This is a genomic window from Domibacillus indicus, from assembly GCF_023715895.1.
Classification (GTDB): Bacteria; Bacillota; Bacilli; order Bacillales; family Domibacillaceae; genus Domibacillus; species Domibacillus indicus_A.
Map to the genome: position 1 here is coordinate 1 of NZ_JAMBOO010000013.1, position 23,652 is coordinate 23,652.

Below are 23,652 nucleotides of genomic sequence, written 5' to 3' on the forward strand. Positions count from 1 at the left end.
TTCGAATACCTGGGCAGAATGAAAACCCCAAAGGGGTTCTATGGAGCCAGGAAACTTCGTTTTAAGCTTCACGGATGGCGGAAAATAGGCATTCAGAACAAAGTGGAAGAAATGGCTCACTGCCTGGATGTGCGGATTTCTAGGATCAATCCGCGAAATACCAGCGCCTTGGCGTTCGATGGTTCCGGAAAAGTGAAACGGAACCCGAAAAAAGACCTTGCCGTATTTTCGACCGGCAAAGTCTATCATGCGGATTTGTCCGCTTCTTATAATATCGGAGCCCGCTACTTCATTCGTACTTTTCAAAAATCCACTTCGGAAACGAAATGGTTGTCTCTTCAGGCAAAAGTTCCTGAGCTGGCAATAAGGACATCTCAGACCTTGTCTTCGTTCATTAGTCTCCATCATGCACTCGGGCTTCCGAAGGAAGCTTAATCCGCTGATGTTGTACCGTATTCAAGATAAGGGATGCTCCATCAAAATCTTTGATTTAGGTGGAGAGGTTCACATGGTCTATATCTAAAGCGATAATTAAAAGCTGCTTCCCTGTTTTTGAAATATCAATAACGGTTTCCTGAATGTACAAGTCGAAGTACCTGCGGTTATAGGTGTCTGTAAGAGGGTCAATCAATGCCAAACAATGTATTTTGTTTAATAATTTTTCATTTTGTATTCTTAAGTATCCAACGAGTAAAAGAATCGCCCAATTAACAAGGGAACTCCAAAGTAAGATAGCATCATCTTTAAAATCAAGCTGGAGATTCTGTGAAAGTTCTGCTGTATATTTCAACGCGGTATAAAATAGTCCTGTTCCAATGATTATTTTCCAGTTTGGATACGAGAACATGATAAGAATAGACGGTATGAGAAAAACCGACCATATAAATGGATAATGTCTTTCGTGAGAAATAGAAAAATCAATTATAATCGGTAAAATTGTAAACAGCAGAATGACTAACGGATAGATATATTTTCTTTTCAATGTTATAGTCTCCTTCGGTAACCCAGCCATCTTAGTAAATACCTTAGATCTGTGGCTTTGCGCCCCTGCCTTTCGGCAGGTTTGCCTTTATCGTAGTAGATAATTCACTTTAATATTATACATTGTTTTTTGTGTTTAGGAAATTAGTCACAGTTTATGTTGAAGCAATAATATGCGAATGGGTGCTGTTTGCAGCTAAAAAGCAGAATAAAAGCAAATGAAGGCCGATAGCGTGGTTTATGAAACAAAAGGAAATCGAGGTTGCATAAAAAAGCCTGAAAGCAGATATTCTCAAGTAGTCAAGCTTAAATCATAGGGGGTGTATGCTTGTTTTCATTATTCCTATTTCAATTAATTTCCCATTGATACATTTCTTTAAGGATCTCCGCAGCAATATCCTGCATACTCTTGCCGTTCTGTTCTCCTTTTTTTCGCAGCCAGCCTTAATATATACGGACAAAGAAACCGACAGCAATTCCTCCTCCGATTCAATGCTGAGTGCTTCGTATTTCGGAACATACCGCACACGCCCTTGTTTAGCCGAACGTATAATAAAGTCGGCTAACTCAACCGAAACACCGTTTAATTGCGCATCTTTCATATGAATGATCCATCGGTCTTTAACCGTTCCATATACAGATTGGCCACTGGAACCTGCTGATAAAGCAGATCCATTGCTTGATAGGTGAGGGAATAGATAGCCGGAAGATTAAGCACCGCGTATCCAGGCTTCGTGCTGCGCTTGCCCATTTCAATGGAATAGTCCGGTGTTAAATTATGTGTATAGATCCCTTCCATGTAGCTGAATGTATCGTCAGATCCGGGTATGATAAAGCACCAGTCTCCAAATCTTTGCGCATCAGTCCCGCTTCGGGAATGGAGGGAGAAGAAAAGCGCTGGTATACGGCTTCTTTGGCCTTTTTGTGGTAGTATTGCCGCTATGAGAGCAGGCCTTCCCATGCAGCCCACTGAATTCTTTTAGGTCGCTCTCTTTTAATAAGGAGAATCTTCCGCCCTTTTAAAGTGAGAAGAAGTCCTTCCTTGTTTTGGATACATTTGGTCAAAGTGTTATTGATTAATAATAGTCATAACTGAAAAGCTTCAGAATAGAATAGATACCTCTTACAACTTGGTTTCGTCTCACAGGCCACATGGGTATATGAACTAAATCTGGTTAAGAGGAGTAATGAAAAATGAGCCCTGTACAACCAAGAAAGAGATATATTATTAAACTTGAACGGAACGGTGAAACAGTCCAAATTGTAGTTATTGCTAAAAACCTTGAGAGTATGTATAAAGAAGTTTACCGATTATACGGAGATTTTCTTATTGATGAAAAAGGAAATGATACAGGAACCATTTCGTTTGAAGAAATTGCTTTATCTTCTACTGTGAAACAGTCGTTATATATACATACAAGCAAGCAATAGATGTCATGAATAGGACTGTCAATAGACGGTCTTTTTTTATCTCCTTAAGGTTCATAACTTAAAAGCTTTGAACAAAATCTAATTTTGTGCATATTTATATAACCTTCTGACTTTGCTACTCTTTATAATTTGTAACAAAGTCAAGGTTAAAGCGTGATTATAACTCGTAGCTAAAAATGAGATACTATTAACAGCATCATAAGTTATTTCATATATATGCATTCGTCTCTCTATGTTGGTTTTTATTGTTATGTGCTAAATTCAAACATATATTCATCAAAAAATGTATTAATATAGTTTGCAATCAATGAGGATTCAGAGTACAAGCCTTTCTGTAGAAAATTTAGTTTAAATACAGATCGCTTAATGACTAAAAAGTTACCGCATAGCTTGTGAATAAGGTTTTTCACTAATTTAATAAAGAAACAGAAACTAAATAGATCGTTCACTTGAGCTGTAACATGGTTTTTTTATCTCTCTTAAATCGCTATGTAATTATGAAGTTTTTAATGTTTTTTTTTAACATTCATAGTAAAATCATTACAAATAGTTAAAGGCAAACTATTCGAAAGAGTAGGACGCAAAGCTACGGGTCTAAAGCTTTTAGAGCCATGATAGCCGGGCTATAGAAATGGAAGGCTACACCGCCATGAGTGATAAAGAAAGGCCAATTTTTAAGCAAGAGCTCACTCGCTTATATGGTGAGTGTGAACGCTGTGAAGATCCTAAGATAAAAAAAGAAATCGTTAAAGACATTACCCTTTTAAAAGAGGCTGTTCAGTTGCTTTCATACTAAACAAAACGGAATTTGTTTTAATAAAAAGCTTCCATAATAATTCCCTTTTCGTAAGGGTAAAGGTTCAATCGGACGAGAAACAGCCTGGAGGACCGTTAATGGTATTGCACGAGATTCGGATTCAGGCAGCAATTGGAACGTATGCATGCGCGAGATGTACTGATACTGCAGCAAATCTTTGGCCATTCAGCCCCATCGGTTACTCTCCGGTATATGGGGATTAATGATGATATGGTTGATTAAGCTCCAGAATAGTTCTTTCTGTAAGTAAAAATACATAAAGTCTGTGGGGGGTAATTTTGATAGAAAAATCATCACAGTTAAAAAGCAGTTTGCAAACTGCCCAAGGTCATATTTTTTATACATTTCAAGACCTGGACAAATATATAGATAATGTTGTTGAATACACAGTTTCAGGCATTAAGCAGGGGAGCCATATTTTGTTGATTGAAAATACAAAATTGCTTCCGGCCATCCAGCAAAAGCTAAAGGCTGTTCTAAATAAAGAGCAGTTATCCAACGTACATTTTAAAAATAACTTTGATTTCTATTTTTCAAAAGGAACATTTAATCCTGTAATTGTGTTCAATCATTGTGTTCAATTTTTAGAGTCTTATATCGATAATAACATCTCCATTCGAACGTGGGGCCATATAGAATGGGGCAGCATGCAGGATGCTCAACGTGAAATAGTCCAATACGAAAATAATAGAAATGAATTAATAACTTTAAAAAACCTTACTTCTGTCTGTGCATATAATGCAGACCGGATGCCAGAAGAATTTAAAAAGGCCTTGCTGCTATGTCACGGATTTTTTATGACCGATGATGAATTGGTGAAGCTTTAAAAAAGAGCAGCATACATTACTTTGTTTTTCTTCAGTGTAAATATGGCTAAAGAAAGACTAGAAAAAGCAGCCCTTGATGATCTCCCCACGGATCCTCTACAGGTTTTAGCTTTCCTTCTTGGACATAAGCATGGACCGTAGAAACAGAACGGCCAATCAGCTTTATGACTTCCTTTGTTGAATAATATTTCTGCTGGTTTGTTTGCATGGATTTTATCCATCCTTTAATAAAATATCTATGTATGTATCCTTACACGATTCCGTGTGTTGTGGGTATAGCAGGGTTCATATTATTACTGTTCCGCATCAATATCCTAGCCCCTATGACGAAATATTTTTTCAGTCAGGCTGCCCGCCTGGCTGTTTTTTTATGTTTTGCGAACTTCCACACAGATTTACACAAACACCATCCATCTACTTCACTGATCATTTCCGGTATTCCTTCCGTATGAGCAAACGAAAATTACAACGGCAGTAAAAGGCATTGAATTTGAGACAATCGGAAAAGTAGAGCTTGAAAAAGGATGGAAAGAGCTGTTTTCTCACCAAAAAGAGGATGAAGAAGAAAAAACGGCTTCAAATAATGTGCTGCCAAGCGTTTCTAAAGATGAAAATGTAACAGCAGTCCTAAACAGCAAAGAAGGAAAGACAAGCCCTCCCAAGCCGTTTACAGAAGGCGGTCTAATCAATCTCATGAAAACGGCAGGAAAAATGGTCGATGACGAAGCGGATAGTGAGATTTTAAAAGAGGTAGAGGGGATCGGCACTGAAGCAACTCGCTCTGGAATTATCGAAACGGTTAAAAAGAACGGCTATCTGGACGTTAAGAAAAACATTATATTCAGTACAAAAAAAGCCGAAATTTTATGTGAAGCGATTAAAGGGACTTTGTTATCCAGTCCTTCTATGACGGCAAAATGGGAATCCTATTTAAGAAAGATCGGGGAAGGCTCTGGTTCATCCGAAACATTTATCCAGAACATTAAAAAATTCGTACAGAATTTGATTGAAACAATGCCCGGCAAAATGGATGGCTCGACTATTCAAAAGGCTGTGGAACAGCAGCAAACATAATCTAGTTATGGTGTATGTCCGGTTTGTAAAAAAGGGCGTATGGTAGATCGAAAAACGCTTATTGGCTGCTCCGAATATTCAAATGGCTGTACTTTTTCTATCGGAAAAACCATTGCTTCCAAGAAATTAACGGATAAAAACATTAAAGGCTTGCTAGAAAAAGGGATAACACCCGTTATAAAAGGCTTTAAATCATCTAAAACAAAGAAATCATTTGAAGCAAAATTGAAAATCGAGGATAAGAAAATCGGGTTTGCTTTTAGCAACAAATAAAAAGATGTGCGGCTCATGGCTGCACTTCTTTTTGTGTTGACGTTTACAAATATTCCAGTTAGTGTATAGTTTGGAAAAAGCTCTAAAGGGGGCTTAACTATGATTGACACGATATTATTATATCTTACTGGACTTGTCTTTTTGTTCTTTATTGCGCTTTGGAACTGACTACATGTAGTTAGTTGACTACAAAAGGTCAGGGCTACAATTCCTCAGCTTTTTATATGATATCTGCAAATGGTTTGTTATTTAATATGCCAAATTCAACTTTGTCAGGAAAAAGATCAATGCCTTGTAGCTTCATTATCATGGATTTTTCAGCCCATCCACGCAAACTTTCTGGTAAACGATATGCTACAGAATATCCGCTCAACGCCTTGATATTCGCTATGATCTCTCTTTTATCACCTAATTGACCACCTAAAAATCCTACAGAAAGAACTTCATGAATAGCACCTTGTTCTTCAATGTTGGATAGCACGGGCAGTTCAAGCATTTTATGTTTTTCAGTATCTTTATAAATTTTGGCACCAGCTTTATTTATGATGAAATCTGACAATATCATTCCTTCTTTCAACTCTTTCAATTTGTACATCTCAGTTAATTCTATCATTTCATGGCAATTAAAGCACCCTCACAAACACTAGAAGGCTTTTTTAAGCCTTTCAAACCTTTTTATTTTTATGTCCTAGTAAAATCCCTGCGCTACTCCTTTAACTGACCGGTCGCCAAACTAACCAATTAAAGGAGTTCTGAAATCAGGTATTGCCAAATAGGGTAATTCAATGTCAACACATTAATTACCATTAAATAAAAATTTTGTAAAAAAAGGTATGATCCATCGACTACATGTAGTCGATAAAAACCTTGATTTATCAAGGTTTTTGCAATTTTTTCTTTCTGGATTATTTCATGCTGCCCTTTTTCTAGTAATGGTTTTGGGTCTCTTCTTTCAGATCGTGGTAAAATAAAAACAGGTAAGAAGGCGGCTACCTCCTTACCTGTTGCAGATGCTATCTGCTGCTATACTGCTTACGTCGCTTCGAGGATTTTTTTCCTCTCTTCATTATGTTACATAAAACCCTTGGGCTACTCCTTTAATTGACAGGTCCTCAATGAATGGGCTAATAAACCTTGCAATTAATTGCCGCTATTTTAGTGACTGGCTTTTCTATGTGGAATGAACTAACTATACAAAAATGGTTCTTTAATTGATTCTATGCTGAGTGCCTCATATTCCGAAACATACCGCACACGCCCTTGTTTGGCCGAACATTTTATAAAATCGGCTAACTCAACCGAAACACCATTTAACCGGGCATCTTTCATATGAATCATCCAATAGTCATTCAGCCGCTCCATATACAAGTTGGCCACCGGAACTTGCTGATAAAGCATATCCATCGTTTAGTAGGTAAGGGAATAGACTGCCGGCAGATTGAGCGCCGCATATCCTGGCTTGATGCTGCGCTTGCCCATTTCAATGGAATAGTCAGGTGTTAAACTATGTATATAGATCCCTTCCATGTAGCTGAATGTATCGTCGGTTCCCAGGACCATAAATTTGTTCTTTAACAATTTTCGTCTACTCTTTTTAAATACCCTAATTCCTCCAACTTTCCTTTCTCTTCAATTGATTCGTCTTTGCGCCATAACAACTTAGCCATGCCTTTTTCGATTGAATCAAATGTATAAGTTTACTATATTACCAGTTCGCCGAACTCACTTGTTGCCGAATAACTTGTTCATAAAATTTTTATATTAGCGTTTACATTTTGAATGATTCAGTTTGTATAAATAATTCATAAAACCATACTTAATACCCCGAATCGTAGTTTAACTCATGGCGTTATATTAATAAGTCTGTTTAATCATAAATTTAGTTCGGTCTCCCCTAGTAATAATTTGAGCATATTCAATAATATTATTTTTTTTATCAAAGGTTTTCGATTCTGATAAAAAAGCAGGGGAATTTAATGGAACATTTAAATAATTACTTACTGCTTCGTCAGTTAAGGTGAGTTCTATAGATTCGATACCTTCTGAAATATCCACATTATATTTAGTGTTCAATAATTCAAATAGTGATCCTGATCCTGTGCATTCTTCTTTAGAAAGACCGGGGGCAATTTTCCAAGGTATATAAGAAGTGTGGTATTGAAGAGGTTCTTTTTCTGCAAAACGAATTCTGACAAGTTTAATAACAGGATCATTTTCTTCAATGTTTAAAATATGGGCAATAGCTTCATCCGCAGGAATCAATTCAAATTCGATTACTTTAGACTCCGCATTTCTGCCTTTCATCTGTTCAGAAAAACTTTGTATTTTCTGTGTAATGGGCGTTTGAATTTTTTCGGAAGAAACAAAGGTACCCTTTCCCTGGATTTTCTTCACAAACCCTTCTAACTCCAACTGCTGAAGTGCTAAACGGACGGTTGTCCTGCTGACATTATATTTTTCACAGAATTCTATCTCAGTCGGCAATTGGTCATCTGCTTTGTATTTACCTGTTTTGATTAACTCAATGATTTTAAGTTTGATAACGGTGTACAGAGCTATACGCTCTTTGTTTTCTACCATAGATGTGCCTCCTTTTAATAGAAATGAATAAACTCCTTTTGCCATCTTTTTAATTATCATACCTTATTTGTTATAACATCTCCATGATTAACAATAACAATTCCTTTTAAATCCTTGTGGAAACATAGATTTTAACAATAAATAATTTAAAAATATAGAATTGACAACAAATACAACCAATGTTAGATTTGTTGTAACAAATAATATTATATAAATACAAATTTATATATGTTACTACAATTTTTTATATGTATTTTTTTGTTTACCGGCTTAAGCTGGCTCTCAATTATTGCTGATCGCAACCGGAGGTGATGCGAACAAATTTCTGAATATTCCTATTTAAAGTTGTAACTTATTTAACTAGTAATGGAGGCTTTAGAGAGTGAAACTTATAATAACAGATGATTATAAAGCGTTAAGCGTCGCAAGCGCAAAAATGGTTGCGGATACAATTAACCAAAAACAAACAACCGTATTAGGATTAGCCACAGGGAGCACCCCTGTTGGTTTATATCAAGAACTAATTTCTTTATATATAAACAAGCAAGTTGACTTTAGCCATGTAACAACATTTAACTTAGATGAATACGTTGGCCTTTCCCCCGGCCATCCCCAAAGCTACCACAAATTCATGTATGATAACTTCTTTAACCATGTGAATATTTCTCAAGAAAATATACATATTCCAAAAGGAGACAATCCAGAGTTAGAAGAAGAATGCGCCCAATATGAAGAGAAAATCGAATCAGTTGGACAGATTGATATCCAAGTTCTTGGAATTGGCGAAAACGGGCACATTGGTTTTAATGAACCAGGGTCTGATCCTAATGGATGTACATCTTTGGTTAAGCTGTCAGAAAGTACAGTGGAAGCCAATGCTCGTTTTTTTGGTGACAAAGAATTAGTGCCGAGGCTTGCTATATCTATGGGTCTCAAAACTATTCTAGATTCCAGTAAACATGTACTCCTTTTAGCCAGCGGAGAGAAAAAAGCAGGTGCTTTGTATCAAATGGTTTATGGAGAAGTCTCTGAAGATGTTCCTGCAACATTCTTACAGCACCATCGAAATGTAACCGTTATAGCCGATAAAGATGCTGCTAAAAAACTTCCTAAAAGCGATTTAATTGCTGGTCTATAAGTATTCAAATAAGTAAGAAAATCTACATTGTATTTCCTTCTTACATATTAAAATTCTAAAAATGAATATAAGAAAGAGGTGCTAAAATTGTTTAAAAAAGCCTTTCAGATTCTTCAACAATTAGGCCGTGCTTTAATGACGCCGGTCGCTGTGCTTCCGGCTGCAGGCCTGCTGCTCCGGTTCGGTGATACAGATTTATTGGACATGCCGGTGCTGCATGATGCCGGCGACGTTATTTTTTCCAACTTGCCGATGATTTTTGCGGTTGGGGTTGCCATCGGTTTAACAAATGGCGCTGGTGTTGCAGGCTTAGCCGCCATGATTGGATATTTAATTTTAACAAAAACGCTGGATAACATGGGGATTATTCATGGGCTCGAGCCGCCGTATGAAGGAGCAGCCCATTTAATTGATATGGGCGTATTCGGCGGGATTGTTATCGGTCTTTTAACTGCTTTTCTGTATAAACGATTTTCCAATATCGAGCTGCATCCGGTACTCGGCTTTTTCTCCGGTAAACGGTTTGTGCCGATTATCACGTCCGTAGGTGCACTGCTGACTGGGGTTGTGTTTTCGTATATTTGGCCGACCATTCAAAGCGGTATTAATGCGCTGAGCGGCTTGATTGCTGATTCAACTGTTGGATTGTTTTTCTACGGAACGATTTACCGGCTTTTAATTCCGTTTGGTTTGCATCACATTTTTTACACACCGTTTTACTTTATGATGGGCGAGTATACCGACCCGTCCACAGGAGAAGTGGTAACAGGTGACATGACCCGCTTTTTTGCCGGAGATCCGACGGCAGGCCGGTTTATGATGGGTGACTTCCCGTATATGATTTTTTGTTTGCCAGCAGCGGCTCTTGCGATGATTCATATGGCCAAGCCTGAAAAAAGAAAGCTTGTGTCCGGGATTTTAATTTCAGCAGCGCTGACATCGATGCTGACAGGTATTACTGAACCAGTAGAATTTGCGTTTTTATTTGTTGCACCGTTTTTATATTTGATCAACGCTATTTTAGCCGGCGTGATGTTTGTTGTGATGGATTTGTTTGGCGTGCGTCATGGCTATACGTTCTCAGGCGGGGGCATTGACTACATTTTAAATTACGGTCTTTCAACAAACGGATGGGTAGCCATTCCGGTAGGGATTGTATTTGGCTTAATTTATTACTTCCTTTTCAAATTTGTTATTCGAAAATGGGATTTAAAAACGCCCGGCAGAGAAGATGATGAGGACATCAATTCAGAAGAAAGTGCGCAGCATGGCAATAAAGAAGAACTTGCCGCCAATGTCCTGCATGCATTAGGCGGAAAAGAAAATCTTGACAACTTAGATGCTTGTATTACGCGTTTGCGTGTAACAGTCAAAGATGCCAAGCAAGTAAAGAAAAACCGTTTAAAGGAATTGGGCGCAGTCGGCGTTATGGAGATGGGCAACAACTTCCAGGCGATCTTCGGTACAAAGTCAGACGCACTAAAAGATGAAATCCATGCATTAATTGCGACCGGCTACACGCCGAAGAAAAACAAAGAAAAAAGTTTGCCGCAAGCCCAACTCGCTCCAAGTAATGAAGTCGAACAGCTAACTGCACCGTTAACAGGACAAATTATTCCGCTGTCGCAAGTTCCGGATGAAGTATTTTCAAGCGGCATGATGGGACAAGGATTTGCTATTGCACCCTCGGGAAGCACAGTAGTCGCTCCAATGGACGGCACAGTCGTCTCTATTTTTCCAACAAAGCATGCGATCTCTTTCCAAAGCGCTGCGGGAACTGAAGTTTTAATTCATATTGGAATTGACACTGTTCATTTAAAAGGAAAAGGATTTGAAGTGCTTGTTTCAGATGGCGAAAAAGTCAAAGCCGGCCAGGAACTGCTGAAAATCGACCTTGAGTATATCGAGCAACACGCGCCTTCTGCCATAACGCCGGTTATTTTCACCAATTTAACAGAGGACCGGGAACTGATCATTGATCGGAATACAGAAGTGCAGGCAGGAATTAACTTGCTAGGAAAAATCACTTTTAAAAATGACCAAAGTTCAGCTGGTTAAACCCTCAGTTATTAAATTTATTCCTACAGACAAGGGAACGTTCAAATTAGCATTTAAAAGAATCTTGTATAATGATTATATTTAAAGAAGATGCCCAGAAAAAAACTCTTTTTTCTGGGCATCTTCGTTTTGTATATATGCAAGTAATCCATTCAAAGTCAAACCCGTACAAAATCAGCACTATTTATGGAAGTGTTCTCTTCGATATACTTCTTTCAGTATTTCTGCCGCAATGTCCTGCATACTTTTGCCGGTCTGTTCTCCTTTTTTCGCAGCCAATCCTTAATATCCACGGATAACGAAACCGAAACACCGTTTAAGCGGGTATCTTTCATACGAATAACCCACCGGTCTTTTAAGCGTTCCATATACAGATTGGCCACTGGAACCTGCTGATAAAGCAGATCTATTACTTAATAGGTAAATGAATAGACGGCTGGCAGATTAAGCACCACATATCCAGGCTTCGTACTGCGCCTGTCCCTTCCAAGGGAATAATTAGGTGTTAACCTATGTATGTAGACCCTTTTCCTTCATTGAACCTATTCCCTTTTTCTTTGACCAGCAAAAACTATTTTAACTATAGAGATATGCAAAAGGTTAAGGTATTCTTTTATACCCTGTCAAGGTTAAAGCTAGATTATAACTCAGAGACAAAAGCGGGCTGCTGTTAACAGTAGCATTATTTATTACACATATGTATACACTGGTCTTCGTCATGTTGGTTTTTATAATTATATGCTAAATTCAAATATGTATATTATAAAAAGATAATCAACGTAATTTGCAGTCGACGAGGAATCAAAGTATATCTTTATGTAGAAAATTTAGGAAGATATGGAGTGGTTGAAGCTATGTGGTTCCTTCCACATAGTTTTTAAAGCAGGTTTATAATGTGTATAGGTCCCTTCGAGGTAGCTGAAAGAATCGTTGCTTCCCGACACAATAAAGTACCAGTACCTAAACCTTTACTTATAAGGCAATATTCCACATAAATACAACTTTACAAGAAAAATCATTATAAGGTGATGGCAGGTACCTAGAGGGAGTTATCCCTAATTTTGTAGAAGACAAAGATTGGAACAACCTTATTCGGTTAATAGTGTTGTTCGGCTTTGCAATAGGAAATCTGTTACGAAAAGTAATGTTTTTTGATAATTTGACCAATTTTCGTAGTTGGATTAGAGTGTGGGTATACAATGAACATTGGACAGAAGGTGAAGAGATTGGAAGATATTTTAATTATTGCTCCGTATCCGGAGCTTGCAAAAGATGCAATGCAGCTTTGTGAAAAAACAGATATTCCGTTCTCGCTAATATCAGGTGATCCTAAAAATCCCTGGCAGCAACAAATTAACCCGGCAACGAGAGTGATTATTTCAAGAGGAGGCATGGCCAAATCTCTTCGAAAAATGCAGGAGTTACCGGTAATTGATGTACCGGTTACCCCGGCGGATATTTTGAAATCAATTAGTGCCGTGGCCCGTAGCGGTTACAAAAAAATTGCCATCATTACCCCAGCGAATATTTTATCCAAACCAAGCCGCGTGATGGAATTGTCCGATCAACTGCAGTTAATATTCGCTACAGATGCGGACGGAAACATTGAAGATGTTGTAAAAAGATTAATTCAAGATGAAAAAGTCGAAGCCATTATCGGAGATAGAGTTTCTGCGCAAATTGCGCTTCAGCATCACGTTCATAGCCATTTGCTAAAGTCTAGTGAAGAATCAGTGCTCACAGCATTGGAGACAGCCATGAATGTTCTTCGGGCTCAGACAAGTGAACGAACGAAAACAAAGGAAATGCAGTCAATTCTGGATGTCATCCATGAGGGAGTACTTACAATTGATCCAGACGGTATTATTAAAGTATATAATGACGCAGCTAAAAGGATATTTGGGTTTCCCCAGGATATTGCCGGTCGAAAATATTCGGACTGTTTTACAGATCCCGTTTTGCTGAACATCATTAAGGAGAAAAAGGAAGAGCATCAAATGCTTCATACGTTAGCAAATGGGAAAAAGATCGTCATTCATCATATTCCTATTTATATTGATTCTATTTTCCAAGGATCAGTAGGAATCTACCAGGAAATAAGTAAAATCCAAAACATGGAGTTGAATATACGAAAGCGGCTGAATGATCGAGGGTTGACGGCAAAAAACACGTTTGATGACTTTGTCACCACTAACACTGAAATGAAGCAGGTGGTTACCGAAGCTAGATCATATGCTCAGTCTGAAGCGACGATATTAGTCTATGGAGAAACGGGAACGGGAAAAGAATTATTTGCACAAAGTATTCATAATGCAAGCAAAAGAAACAAAGGACCGTTTGTTTCGGTTAATTGTGCTGCACTAAGCGAGAATTTATTGGAAAGCGAATTGTTTGGGTATGTGGAAGGGGCGTTTACCGGTGCGATTAAAGGCGGCAGGCCCGGCCTGTTTGAATTAGCACACGGCGGTTCGCTGTTTTTAGATGAAATCGGGGAAATCTCTCTTCCTTTTCAAGCGAAATTGCTGCGTGTGCTGCAGGAAAAAGAAGTAAGAAGAATTGGAGGAGACCGGATTATTCCGATTGATGTTCGCGTAATATGTGCAACGAACAAGCCGTTATTTGATTTAACGCAGGAAGGGTCGTTTCGAGAAGATTTATATTACCGACTTAGCGTGTTGGAGCTGAGTTTAATCCCACTTCGTGATCGAAAAGAAGATGTCATTCCTTTAGCCGTTTCATTTTTAAAAGCAGAAATGCAACGGGAAAATCGAGTATTGGTTTGGGAAAATACAGACGTTTTTCTTCCTTTACTTGATCATCAGTGGCTCGGGAACGCAAGGGAACTTCAAAATGCGATTCATCGTTTAGTTATTTGCACGCCAGAAGGAACGATTACACAGGATCTTGTTTCGCAAATTATTCAATCGATAAAAAAGAAGCAAAAAACAGCACAAAAACTCGAAGTAGAGATTTCAACGGATTTCAGAAAAATGGAGACGGACATTTGGAGAAAGTTGTTAAACCAATATGATGGAAACAAAGAGCGCTTATGCCAGGTATACAATATTAGTAAAACAACTTTATGGAGGAAATTACAAATCGATAATAACGAACAAATAGGAGAGTAAAAAAGAGAAGGCGAATTAGCCTTCTTTTTTTGTTTCAAAAATGAAATGCAATTTTCGAATATGAAAAAACATAAATTGTATCAAAGTATAATTTTCTTTCTTAAAAGATGTTCGTTCTAGGCAAAACGCTGTAAACAACTGAATTTTTGTATTTTTCGAGAGAGAATTTTAGGTATTGGCAATGTTGGCACGAAACATGCATCTTACGATAATGAAAGACAAAAAACATAAAGGTGGAGAAAGCATGAGTGAAGTTTCAGTTGACCAAATCCGCAGCACAGTGAGAAAAATTTCCGTTGACCAAATTCGTGACACAGTAGCAACACTTTGCTGGGAGGCTTGTTACAAACTGCCAGAGGACATTGTAGAAGGATTTCATAGAGCGAGAGAATCAGAGCAGTCGCCGTTAGGACGATCCATTATTGACCAGCTCATTGAAAACGCTTCATTAGCCGCAACAGAAGATCGGCCGTACTGCCATGATACAGGACTGACGGTTGTTTTCGCTGAAGTGGGGCAGGATGTGTACATTGACGGAGGAAATTTTGAAGAGGCGATCCACGAAGGGATTCGCAAAGGCTATAAAGAAGGCTATTTGCGCAACTCTATTGTTGGAGATCCGTTGCTCCGAAAAAATACAAACGATAATACGCCGGGTGTGATACACACCAAACTCGTTGCTGGAAACCAAATTAAATTAACGGTTTTGCCAAAAGGTGGCGGAAGTGAAAATATGAGCGCCATGAAATTTCTGCTTCCGGGAGAGGGAGTAGAAGGAGTGAAGAAGTTTGTGCTAGACACAATTATAGCAGCAGGTGGAAGAGCGTGTCCGCCGATTGTGGTTGGTGTTGGGATCGGTGGAAGCTTTGACAAAGTAACAGAAATAGCTAAGAAGGCGGTCCTGCGTGATATTGGCCAGTACCATCCCGAACCACATATTGCACAGCTAGAAAAAGAATTGCTTGAAGAAATTAACAAGACGGGTATTGGTCCACAGGGGCTAGGCGGAACAAATACATCCTTATGGGTGTCTGCTGAAACATACGGATGTCATATCACAGCTCTACCCGTTGCGGTAAATATTCAATGTCATGCAGCGCGGAAAAAATCCTGCGTCATTTAAATTCAGAAAAGAAGGTGCTAAATAATGGCTAAAGTATATATAGAAACACCACTTACTAGTAAAGATGTTTTAAGTTTACATGCAGGGGATGAAGTCTTTTTAAATGGAGTGATTTATGTAGCGAGGGACGCTGCGCATAAGCGGTTTTTGGAGCGGTTTGAAAACAATGAACAACTGCCGATCGATTTACGTAACCAAATCATCTTTTATGCTGGACCAACACCACCTAAGCCTGGACAGGTTATTGGCTCTATCGCCCCTACAACAGCTTCCCGTATGGATCCTTATACTCCAGCTATGTTTGAATACGGGGTTAAGGGTGTGATTGGAAAAGGGCCACGCAGTCAATCTGTGAAAGACGCGTGTAAAAATGATAAAGCTATATGCTTTTCTGCCATTGGCGGGTTATCTGCCCTTCTAAGCGAAAAGGTACAAGCTGCGGAGGTGGTCGCCTATGAAGATCTGGGTCCGGAGGCGATCCGTGAACTTGTTGTTAAGGATTTCCCTGTTTTAGTTGTTTATGATGCACATGGAAAAGACCTTTATGAACAGGAGATTGCTAAGTATCGAACAATAGCACGATAATATAACAATTGAGGGCTATCTACTATTTAGCCTTGCTTGAAGTGGGAGTTTCTCGGGAGGCCTCTTCCACCCAAGAGAAGTTGACCGGGTTAACTCCTTTGTTCCAAAGATCCTGAAAAAGATGGTACGTTGGATTTGTCATAGTAGCTTGATTTTGTCTATCGCCCAAAAACACTGAAAACATTTTATGTGGCAACACACGATCTTCCGTAACCTTATATGTTTAGTTGTCAAAGGCCCCTCACAAGATTTCTATAAATGCACCAAATTAGTGGGGAAATAAAAGTCTTTAGATGATCACTTAATCCTAACCGACATTTAATTCCTCTTTACCACCAAGCTAAGCCCTTCACAGGCTTGAAGAGGGAGACTTCTTTCGAAAATGTATTAAAGAATAAAACAAACGGGAGGGTAACATTAATGAAAAAGCTGGGACTTCCTATCCAAATCTTATTGGGATTAATATCTGGTATCATTGTTGGGTTGATATTTTACAAACATCCTGGTGTCGAGACCTACCTAAAACCAATAGGCGACATCTTTATGCATTTAATTAAAATGGTTGTAGTTCCTATCGTTTTTTCAAGTATTGTAGTTGGCATTGCTGGATTAGGCAGTGCCAAAAAGCTTGGGAAATTAGGGTTTAGAACCATTCTATATTTCGAAATAGCTACTACTGTAGCAATTGTAATCGGAATCCTTTTCGCAAACGTATTCAAGCCTGGTGCAGGGGTTGATATGAATGCGCTTTCACAAGGGGACATATCCAATTACATGGCGACTGAACAGGAGATGGAAAAAGAGAGCCATTTAGAGTTTATTACTAATATTGTTCCAACGAATATAGTTGACTCGATGGCCAAAGGGGACCTTTTAGCTGTTATTTTCTTCGCTGTTCTTTTAGGTCTGAGTGTTGCTGCTATGGGAGAAAAGGGAGAACCTCTGCTGAATTTTTTCAAAACTTTATCAGGCGCTATGTTTCATATGGTTTCATTTGTCCTTAAAGTCGCACCATTCGGAGTTTTTGGACTGATTGGTGTAACTATTTCCAAGTTTGGTGCAGTCTCTCTGATTCCATTAGGAAAATTAATCGTTACAGCTTATGGAGCATACCTGGTATTTTTTATTGTTTGCTTTGGATTAGTAGCCAAATTATTTAAAATCAATTTTATCGAATTTGTTAAACTTTTAAAGGATGAATTGCTTCTTGTGTTCTCTACGTCGAGTGCGGAATCTGCTTTGCCTCAAGTGATGAGTAAGCTAGAGAAATATGGGTGTCCTAAACCTGTCGTTTCATTTGTTGTTCCAATTGGATATTCTTTCAATACAGACGGATCGTGTATATATTTGGCTCTTAGCTCCCTTTTTATTGCCCAGCTTTATGGAATTGATATGTCACTAAGTGCACAAATCACGCTAGTGTTAATTCTTGCAGTTACTTCCAAAGGGATTTCTGGAGTAGCTGGCGGAGCATTAGTCGTACTTCTCTCTTCTTTAGCAGCTGCAGGTCTGCCACTTGAAGGTTTAGCTTTTATCGCGGGAATTGACTTTCTCTTAAATATGGGCCGAGCTGCTCTTAACGTATTTGGAAACGCTTTAGCAACAGTGGTTATTACGAAATGGGAAGGCCAATTTGATACGGAAAAAAATAAAGCTTATATTGCTCACAGGAGTACTGCAGTTTAAAAAAGAAAAGGTCACTTCATAAGGTTGTGATTATGAAGAAATCTGAATTTTGCGTTATTTAAGTTCTGTATATCTTACTGATTAAAGGAGTTTGTTCATCATGCAGGTGCTACAAAAAACACAAAAAATAGTTCGCTATCAGAACCATCACGGAGAAATACACTATGGTATTGTTAAGGATGGGATAATATTACAACTGTCGAGTAATTTTCATGAACTTGTCAACAAGGAAATAAAATATGATGGGGTAAAGGTGAAATATAGTGACGTGAAAATCTTAGAGCCTGTAAAACCTTCTAAAGTGATTAATTTCGGCTGGACCTATGCAGACCATGCGAAGGAAACAGGGGGAAAGTCCAATCTTGTAGAACCAGTTATGTTCTTAAAGCCTTTATCTTCGCTCATTCCAGACAAGGGGGAAATTTCTCTTCCACCCAGTCATTTAACCAACCAGGTAGAACTTGAAGGGGAAGTGGCCCTTGTGATTGGGAAGCGCGGAAAAAACATTAAAGAAGAGGATGCGCTGGATTACGTTTTTGGCTGTACTATATTAAATGATGTTACAGCGAGAGACCTTACAAAAAGTGATCCTCAGTTTACGCGAGGCAAAGGTTTTGATACTTTTGGACCTTTAGGACCGTGCATCGTTACTGGTCTAGATCCTTCAAATTTGCGAATCGTCACAACTTTAAACGGTAACGTTGTACAAGATGGGAACACAAATCAAATGACCCTTACTATTCCGTACCTTATAAGTTGGATATCGCAAGTCATGACACTAGAGCCTGGTGATATTTTGGCAACAGGTTCACCTTCTGGCAGTTGTCCCTTGAAGTCAGGAGATGTTGTAGTTGTTGAAGTAGAACGGATCGGTAAGCTTTGTAATTATGTGCAATAGAAGATGATGTAAAAATAATATTAGTCGCTTCGATGCTGAAACATCGAAGCGACCTTTTTAACAAAATGCTGTGCTGCTATTATGATACGTACAAAAATGCACGATCTACCACAAATCAGTTATTCTAATTGCTTTAAGCAGTTCGAACGGCCGGAAAATTGTAACCGACTAACAATGGAGAGGAAGATTATTAAGTGAAATACTTCGCTGTTTTTTTGCCAATGTTAAATCAGGAGAAGAGTCAAGAATACCGCGCGCAGCATCTTAACTATTTAGAGCAGAAACACAAGGAAGGCAAGATATTTGCCAATGGCCGATTTACTGACGATGCTGGAGGATTAGTTATTTATCGAGTTGGCTCATTGGAAGAAGTGGAACAAATCGCAAAAAAAGATCCTTATGTTATTCAAGGAGCAAGAGGGTGTGAAATTCACGAATGGGAAATGGTCAGCGACGCAGTTTTACCCTATTAATGTGAAAATACATAGGTTGTTCATGAAAAGTGGGGAGCATTAATAATGATAGAAAAATAGATTGTTGTTTGCCTCACGAAAGGGCTTCAGGCAAGAATTGCAGCTCAATTTGTGGAGTCAGCGTCTTCTTTTAACAGTGAAATCATATTTATTAAAAAAAAGATCATTATCAAAAAAGGAATGTTATGAAACAATAAAATATGAAGGAAGGGTTTTGTTAATTATAGAATACTTCTCTTTTATAAAGTATGAATTTGTACAGTTTGTGAAGTATTTTACTTAAATTAACGGATAGCCTTAGTTGAAGAAAAATTTTAAGAGCTGATTCTCTAGTTAGAGAATCGGCTTTTTTATTTCGGCGAATGAACAGTATCAAAACTTAAGAGTTTTGAACATATTCTAATTTGATACATGTTTATAACTTCTAGCTTTGCTACTCTTAATAATTTCTAGAAGAAACAAGGTTAAAGCGGGATCATAACTCATAGTCGAAAGTGAGACGCTATAAACAGCATCATAATTTAACTCACATATATATGTACTTGTATTCTATATATTGTTTTATTTACGATGTAATAAATTCAAATACATATATTATCAAGAGATATACCAATATGGTTGCAGTCGACGAGGATTAGTAAGGGAATAGGCTAGCGGCAAATTGAGCACCGCATATCCAGGCTTTGTGCTGCGCTTGCCCATTTCAATCGAATAATCAGATGTTACCTCTGTGTATAGATCCCTTCCATGTAGCTGAAGGTATCATCCGTTCCCGGCACAATAAAGTACCAGTCCCATAAACCTTTGCGCATAAGTCTTGCTTCCGGAATGGAAGGGGAAGAAAAGCGCTGGTATACGGCTTCTTTGGCTTTTTTATTGTAGTATTGCTGCTTGGAGAGCCATTCATTCATGCGGGCCGAACTTATATGTAAATGTGAAGCTGAGCTTGTATGCAAAAATAATTGCACGAAATGAATTAAACATCTCGCGCAGAAATTTGGTATGAATAGAGGCCTATAAGCTTTATTGATTTAAATTCACAAAATATTTTTCCATAATCACGAACACCAAACTATAATTTTGTAGGGGGTGGTTTGGGCGGGAATACTTCTGGTTGTAGGTCCATAGACAACAATTAAGTTTCGGTTTGCAGGGTTTCCTGTAAAGGCTTGATCATTTCTCAATACTATTTGGGTAGATGGTGAAAGATTCAATTTTAATTGGCCATCACTGCTTTCCAGCTGGCTGTTAAAGTAGTCTACTTTTACATTTTGATATGGATTGTCTTTTGCCATAACAAGTGCCTGATATTGTGGCGGGAAAATAAGAGGGACTGGTGCATCTCCATCATAATATCCTGTTATCCTATCTCCTGCTGCTATCATTATGTGGTCTACAAAGTAAGTGGTGGGTGACACTACAAAATTTACTAAGGCTCCATATCCGTCTTCTACAGACATTAATTTATAACAACCTGCTCCTTCACCATTTTGGCTTATCATAAAATCAGTAATCATGGTAACGGTGCCATGGAAGGATTTAAAGCTAACCATACTCATACCTCCACCGTTATTTAGACATATCCCTATATAAATTATGCACTTCAAAGACTTGGTGTTACTTATATGAAATTATCTAGAATATTGAAATCCTTTGTCTATTCTTTGCTAGAATTACCCGGTGCCCCGCTTGCTCAGTTCAATATAGTAGTCAGGTGTTAACCTTCGTGTATAAATTCCTTCTATGTAATTAATTGAAAACGATTGATATTTCCCCGCTTTGTCTTGCTCATGCTGATATACTTCCTCAAAGATCTCTGCGGCAATATACAGCATACTTTTCCCTGTCTGTTCACCTTTTTTTCGCAGCCAGTCCTTAATATCAACCGATAGGGAAACCGACAGCAATTCCTCCTCCGATTCGATACTGAGTGCATCATATTCCGGAACATACCGCACACGCCCTTGTTTGGCAGATCGTTTAATAAAGTCAGCTAATTCCACTGAAACACCACTCAAACGTGCGTCTTTCATATGAATGATCCATCGATCCTTTAACCGTTCCATGTATAGATTGGCCACTGGCACCTGCTGATAAAGCAGATCCATCACTTGATAGGTGAGGGAATAGACGGACAGCAGATTGAGCACCGCGTATCCAGGTTTTGTGCTGCGCTTGTCCATTTCAATAGAATAGTCAGGTGTTAACCTGTGTGTATAAATACCTTCCATATAGCTAAAAGTATCATCCGTTCCCGGCACAATAAAGTACCAGTCACCTAAACCTTTACGCATAAGTCTTGCTTCGGGAATGGAAGGAGAAGAAAAGTGCTGGTACACCGCTTCTTTCGCTTTTTTATTGTAATACTGGCGTTGTGAAAGCCGGTCTTCCCAAATTTTCTTTTCGTGCAGCTCACTTCAGTCGTTTTAAAAAAGGATTTTATTTGATGAATGGTGTGACAGGATAAATCTTCCATTGAAAAAAAGAGGATTTGAACCAGCTAATGATTGCTGCTATAGATCGTGCTTTAGATATTTGAAAATTTACCATGTTATCAAAAATTAAACTAAGGAAAAATTCGGTCTATTATTTAGAACGAATTAGGCTGTCGACAAAGTCGACAGCTATTTTTAATGCTGAATGAGCAATCAAGACATTGGACTATTTTAATCAGAAAGCAACTAAATAAGTTAAAACAAAAAGGAAAAACCCCATTTTCGTAAAAGTTTCTTTCGAAAATGGGGTTTGTCTACACATAAATTCGGTCTATTGTTTAGAAAGAATTTTTTATTACAAAAATAAAAAAAGTTAGAAAAAATATTTACTTTGTCTGTTATAGATGTTACGATAGCGCTACAAGTAGTAATAAATATTACTAAATCAAATTTGTTAGTTATTTTTACTACAAACATAATATTTATTTTTTTGATTTTCTTTGGAACCGCTATCAACAATTTGAAATGATTCGGAAGGAGAGTTTGCAATTGAGTTATACAGCACCGCTTTTATCACAGAAAGTCATCGATCGAGCAAGAAGATTAAATACCACATTGATCTCAGATGCAATGGGGTGTACTGGGTCCATGCACTATACGGTAAAACCAGTAGCTCCTGGTATGAAAGTAGTTGGAACTGCTTTAACAGTAGACCTGAGAGCCGGTGATAACCTTTTCTTGCACCAGGGTATTTACTGTGGCAGTGAAGGCTATGTTCTTGTGGCAGATGGTAAGGGACACACTGAAAATGCGTATCTTGGAGAACTAATGGCTGGAGCGGCCAAAGCAATTGGTCTTGAAGGAATTATAATCGACGGCTTTGTTCGAGATAAAGAAATGCTTAGTGAAATTGGCTTACCAATTTTTGCAAAAGGGTTTATTCCAAATGGCCCTTTTAAAGACGGACCTGGAGCCATTAACACTCCTATTTCTTGCGCTGGGGTAGTCGTTCATCCAGGAGATTTAATTATTGGCGATGAAGACGGCGTCGTTGTCGTTCCTAGAGACAAAATTGAGGAAGTTCTGCATAAGGCAGAAAACAAATTTGAATATGAAGAAAAGCGACTTCAAACTATTGCGAATTACGAAGAGAAACGTAAGCAGGGAAATGCAGATGGGGTAAGCATTGCACCACCATGGCTGGAAGATAAAATAAAGGAATTTGGGTTTTAAAAGGAAAGGAGAAGAACTATGTATTTGGGATTTGTTGGATTTGGAGAAGCAGCATTTGAATTGGCATCAGGATTAAAACAGCAAGGACTTGAAAAGATGACGGCGTATGATCCCCTTTGGAATGTGCCAGCATATAACGAATTGATACTAAATCGAGCAAAAACAGCAGGTGTAACAATTGTTCAAACGCCAGAGGAAGTTTTACAACAGGTAAATGCTGTAGTCGTTGCGGTACCCGCTGATAAGGCATTGGGAGTAAGCAGTCAGTTAAAACCACATTTAAAAAATGATACTTTATATATAGATGTATCCGCCTCTAATCCTGATGTGAAGAAGGGAATTGCTAAAAACGTTCAAGAAAAAGGCGGAAAATTTGTTGACGCTGCAATGATGGGCCCACTCCCGGTATATAAACATAAAGTTCCTATTTTAGCAAGCGGTGATGGAACAGATGTCTTTAAAGAAACTATGCAGGCTTTTGGCATGAACATCACTAAAGTCAGTGAGGTACCGGGAGAAGCAACAGCCGTTAAATTAATTCGCAGCATATATATGAAGGGTATTGCAGGCCTTTATATTGAACTTCTTGAAGCAGCACACGAGTTCAATGTTGAGACACTAGTTATTGATTCTCTCAGTGAAACAATCAATGGCCGGACATTTGAAGAAACGATGAATCGACTTGTTACTGGCACAGCTCTCCACGCAGTCAGACGTTCTGTAGAACTTGGTGGCACAATTGCGATGCTCGATTCTGCAAATATTGATTCCTCTATGTCAAAAGCAGCAAAGGAAAAAATTGAAAAGCTTGCTTCTTTAAATTTAAAAGATAAATTTAAGGGCGAAAAACCAGAACACTGGCTTCAAGTAATTGAAGCTTTTAAAGTAACAAGCTAAGCATATAAGGTAAAG

The 23,652-nt window shown here is 38.3% G+C and carries 26 protein-coding genes, 2 pseudogenes and 2 riboswitches; of the genes and pseudogenes, 17 read left to right on the forward strand and 11 right to left on the reverse strand.

The features are described from left to right. Positions 1-435, forward strand: a pseudogene (locus tag M3221_RS16395) (RNA-guided endonuclease TnpB family protein); the annotation flags it as partial. A gap of 55 nt (positions 436-490) precedes the next feature. Here M3221_RS16395 and M3221_RS16400 read toward each other — a convergent pair. Beyond that, a complete protein-coding gene (locus M3221_RS16400; RefSeq protein WP_251272806.1) occupies positions 491-982 on the reverse strand; it encodes a GGDEF domain-containing protein in 492 nt (163 codons plus the stop codon). 13 nt (positions 983-995) lie between these two features. Then, positions 996-1,078, reverse strand: a riboswitch (cyclic di-GMP riboswitch). 501 nt (positions 1,079-1,579) lie between these two features. Next, positions 1,580-1,942 (reverse strand): hypothetical protein, encoded by a 363-nt coding sequence (locus M3221_RS16405; protein WP_251272807.1) that lies wholly within the window; start codon positions 1,940-1,942, stop codon positions 1,580-1,582. 233 nt (positions 1,943-2,175) lie between these two features. Here M3221_RS16405 and M3221_RS16410 point away from each other — a divergent pair, with 233 nt between their 5' ends. The 3 genes from M3221_RS16410 (at position 2,176) to M3221_RS16420 (ending at position 4,056) form a co-directional block, all read left to right on the forward strand. After that, positions 2,176-2,412 carry a hypothetical protein gene (locus tag M3221_RS16410; protein WP_251272808.1) on the forward strand — a complete coding sequence of 79 codons (237 nt, stop codon included), beginning with the start codon at positions 2,176-2,178 and terminating at the stop codon, positions 2,410-2,412. Positions 2,413-2,957: 545 nt separating this feature from the next. Next, positions 2,958-3,043: riboswitch (cyclic di-GMP riboswitch) on the forward strand. A gap of 18 nt (positions 3,044-3,061) precedes the next feature. Further along, the gene (locus M3221_RS16415; protein ID WP_251272809.1) at positions 3,062-3,208 is read left to right on the forward strand and encodes a hypothetical protein; all 147 of its coding nucleotides are present in this window, start codon (positions 3,062-3,064) and stop codon (positions 3,206-3,208) included. Between the two features lie 299 nt (positions 3,209-3,507). Further along, entirely contained in the window at positions 3,508-4,056 is a 549-nt protein-coding gene (locus M3221_RS16420) for an MEDS domain-containing protein (protein ID WP_251272810.1), read from the forward strand. Positions 4,057-4,102: 46 nt separating this feature from the next. Here the strand turns inward: M3221_RS16420 and M3221_RS16425 are convergent, their stop codons facing one another. Continuing rightward, positions 4,103-4,264: a helix-turn-helix transcriptional regulator gene (locus M3221_RS16425; protein WP_251272811.1), complete on the reverse strand. Its 162-nt coding sequence runs from the start codon at positions 4,262-4,264 to the stop codon at positions 4,103-4,105. 251 nt (positions 4,265-4,515) lie between these two features. On the opposite strand from M3221_RS16425, the pseudogene M3221_RS16430 reads away from it, so the two are divergent. Together M3221_RS16430 and M3221_RS16435 are read left to right on the forward strand one after the other, a co-directional pair. Further along, a pseudogene (locus M3221_RS16430) lies at positions 4,516-5,130 on the forward strand (DNA topoisomerase); the annotation flags it as partial. 39 nt (positions 5,131-5,169) lie between these two features. Continuing rightward, a complete protein-coding gene (locus tag M3221_RS16435; RefSeq protein ID WP_251272812.1) occupies positions 5,170-5,403 on the forward strand; it encodes a topoisomerase C-terminal repeat-containing protein in 234 nt (77 codons plus the stop codon). A 220-nt stretch (positions 5,404-5,623) separates the two neighbouring features. Here the strand turns inward: M3221_RS16435 and M3221_RS16440 are convergent, their stop codons facing one another. From M3221_RS16440 to M3221_RS16455, 4 genes are all read right to left on the reverse strand, one after another. Then, positions 5,624-5,962, reverse strand: a complete 339-nt coding sequence (locus M3221_RS16440; protein ID WP_251272813.1) for a hypothetical protein — start codon at positions 5,960-5,962, stop codon at positions 5,624-5,626. A gap of 626 nt (positions 5,963-6,588) precedes the next feature. Next, positions 6,589-6,780: a hypothetical protein gene (locus tag M3221_RS16445; protein ID WP_251272814.1), complete on the reverse strand. Its 192-nt coding sequence runs from the start codon at positions 6,778-6,780 to the stop codon at positions 6,589-6,591. 30 nt (positions 6,781-6,810) lie between these two features. Then, positions 6,811-6,981 (reverse strand): hypothetical protein, encoded by a 171-nt coding sequence (locus tag M3221_RS16450; protein ID WP_251272815.1) that lies wholly within the window; start codon positions 6,979-6,981, stop codon positions 6,811-6,813. 276 nt (positions 6,982-7,257) lie between these two features. After that, positions 7,258-7,983, reverse strand: coding sequence for a GntR family transcriptional regulator (locus tag M3221_RS16455; protein WP_251272816.1), 726 nt, complete (start codon positions 7,981-7,983; stop codon positions 7,258-7,260). 382 nt (positions 7,984-8,365) lie between these two features. Here M3221_RS16455 and nagB point away from each other — a divergent pair, with 382 nt between their 5' ends. Both nagB and ptsG read left to right on the forward strand, forming a co-directional pair. Then, entirely contained in the window at positions 8,366-9,121 is a 756-nt protein-coding gene (gene nagB / locus M3221_RS16460) for a glucosamine-6-phosphate deaminase (RefSeq protein ID WP_251272817.1), read from the forward strand. Positions 9,122-9,208: 87 nt separating this feature from the next. Continuing rightward, positions 9,209-11,179 (forward strand): glucose-specific PTS transporter subunit IIBC, encoded by a 1,971-nt coding sequence (ptsG, locus tag M3221_RS16465; RefSeq protein ID WP_251272818.1) that lies wholly within the window; start codon positions 9,209-9,211, stop codon positions 11,177-11,179. Positions 11,180-11,394: 215 nt separating this feature from the next. Here the strand turns inward: ptsG and M3221_RS16470 are convergent, their stop codons facing one another. Then, a complete protein-coding gene (locus tag M3221_RS16470; protein ID WP_251272819.1) occupies positions 11,395-11,562 on the reverse strand; it encodes a hypothetical protein in 168 nt (55 codons plus the stop codon). An 843-nt stretch (positions 11,563-12,405) separates the two neighbouring features. On the opposite strand from M3221_RS16470, the gene M3221_RS16475 reads away from it, so the two are divergent. The 7 genes from M3221_RS16475 (at position 12,406) to M3221_RS26855 (ending at position 19,261) form a co-directional block, all read left to right on the forward strand. Then, on the forward strand, positions 12,406-14,307 hold the full coding sequence (locus M3221_RS16475; protein WP_251272820.1) for a sigma 54-interacting transcriptional regulator: 1,902 nt from the start codon (positions 12,406-12,408) through the stop codon (positions 14,305-14,307). 244 nt (positions 14,308-14,551) lie between these two features. After that, positions 14,552-15,430 carry a fumarate hydratase gene (locus tag M3221_RS16480; RefSeq protein ID WP_285880945.1) on the forward strand — a complete coding sequence of 293 codons (879 nt, stop codon included), beginning with the start codon at positions 14,552-14,554 and terminating at the stop codon, positions 15,428-15,430. A 24-nt stretch (positions 15,431-15,454) separates the two neighbouring features. Next, on the forward strand, positions 15,455-16,015 hold the full coding sequence (locus tag M3221_RS16485; protein ID WP_251272821.1) for a FumA C-terminus/TtdB family hydratase beta subunit: 561 nt from the start codon (positions 15,455-15,457) through the stop codon (positions 16,013-16,015). 420 nt (positions 16,016-16,435) lie between these two features. Next, entirely contained in the window at positions 16,436-17,701 is a 1,266-nt protein-coding gene (locus M3221_RS16490) for a cation:dicarboxylate symporter family transporter (RefSeq protein ID WP_251272822.1), read from the forward strand. Between the two features lie 100 nt (positions 17,702-17,801). Next, the gene (locus M3221_RS16495; protein WP_251272823.1) at positions 17,802-18,599 is read left to right on the forward strand and encodes a fumarylacetoacetate hydrolase family protein; all 798 of its coding nucleotides are present in this window, start codon (positions 17,802-17,804) and stop codon (positions 18,597-18,599) included. Positions 18,600-18,793: 194 nt separating this feature from the next. After that, complete coding sequence (locus tag M3221_RS16500; RefSeq protein ID WP_251272824.1) at positions 18,794-19,072, forward strand: YciI family protein; 279 nt, start codon at positions 18,794-18,796, stop codon at positions 19,070-19,072. A 60-nt stretch (positions 19,073-19,132) separates the two neighbouring features. Then, a complete protein-coding gene (locus M3221_RS26855; RefSeq protein ID WP_396120298.1) occupies positions 19,133-19,261 on the forward strand; it encodes an HPr family phosphocarrier protein in 129 nt (42 codons plus the stop codon). Between the two features lie 533 nt (positions 19,262-19,794). Here M3221_RS26855 and M3221_RS16505 read toward each other — a convergent pair. From M3221_RS16505 to M3221_RS16515, 3 genes are all read right to left on the reverse strand, one after another. Next, entirely contained in the window at positions 19,795-19,983 is a 189-nt protein-coding gene (locus M3221_RS16505; RefSeq protein ID WP_251272825.1) for a hypothetical protein, read from the reverse strand. 147 nt (positions 19,984-20,130) lie between these two features. Beyond that, positions 20,131-20,625, reverse strand: a complete 495-nt coding sequence (locus tag M3221_RS16510) for a hypothetical protein (RefSeq protein WP_251272826.1) — start codon at positions 20,623-20,625, stop codon at positions 20,131-20,133. A gap of 120 nt (positions 20,626-20,745) precedes the next feature. After that, positions 20,746-21,366: a hypothetical protein gene (locus M3221_RS16515; RefSeq protein ID WP_251272827.1), complete on the reverse strand. Its 621-nt coding sequence runs from the start codon at positions 21,364-21,366 to the stop codon at positions 20,746-20,748. Between the two features lie 690 nt (positions 21,367-22,056). Here M3221_RS16515 and M3221_RS16520 point away from each other — a divergent pair. Next, the gene (locus M3221_RS16520; RefSeq protein ID WP_251272828.1) at positions 22,057-22,740 is read left to right on the forward strand and encodes an RraA family protein; all 684 of its coding nucleotides are present in this window, start codon (positions 22,057-22,059) and stop codon (positions 22,738-22,740) included. Positions 22,741-22,758: 18 nt separating this feature from the next. Further along, the gene (locus tag M3221_RS16525; protein ID WP_251272829.1) at positions 22,759-23,637 is read left to right on the forward strand and encodes a prephenate dehydrogenase/arogenate dehydrogenase family protein; all 879 of its coding nucleotides are present in this window, start codon (positions 22,759-22,761) and stop codon (positions 23,635-23,637) included. Positions 23,638-23,652: the final 15 nt, after the last annotated feature.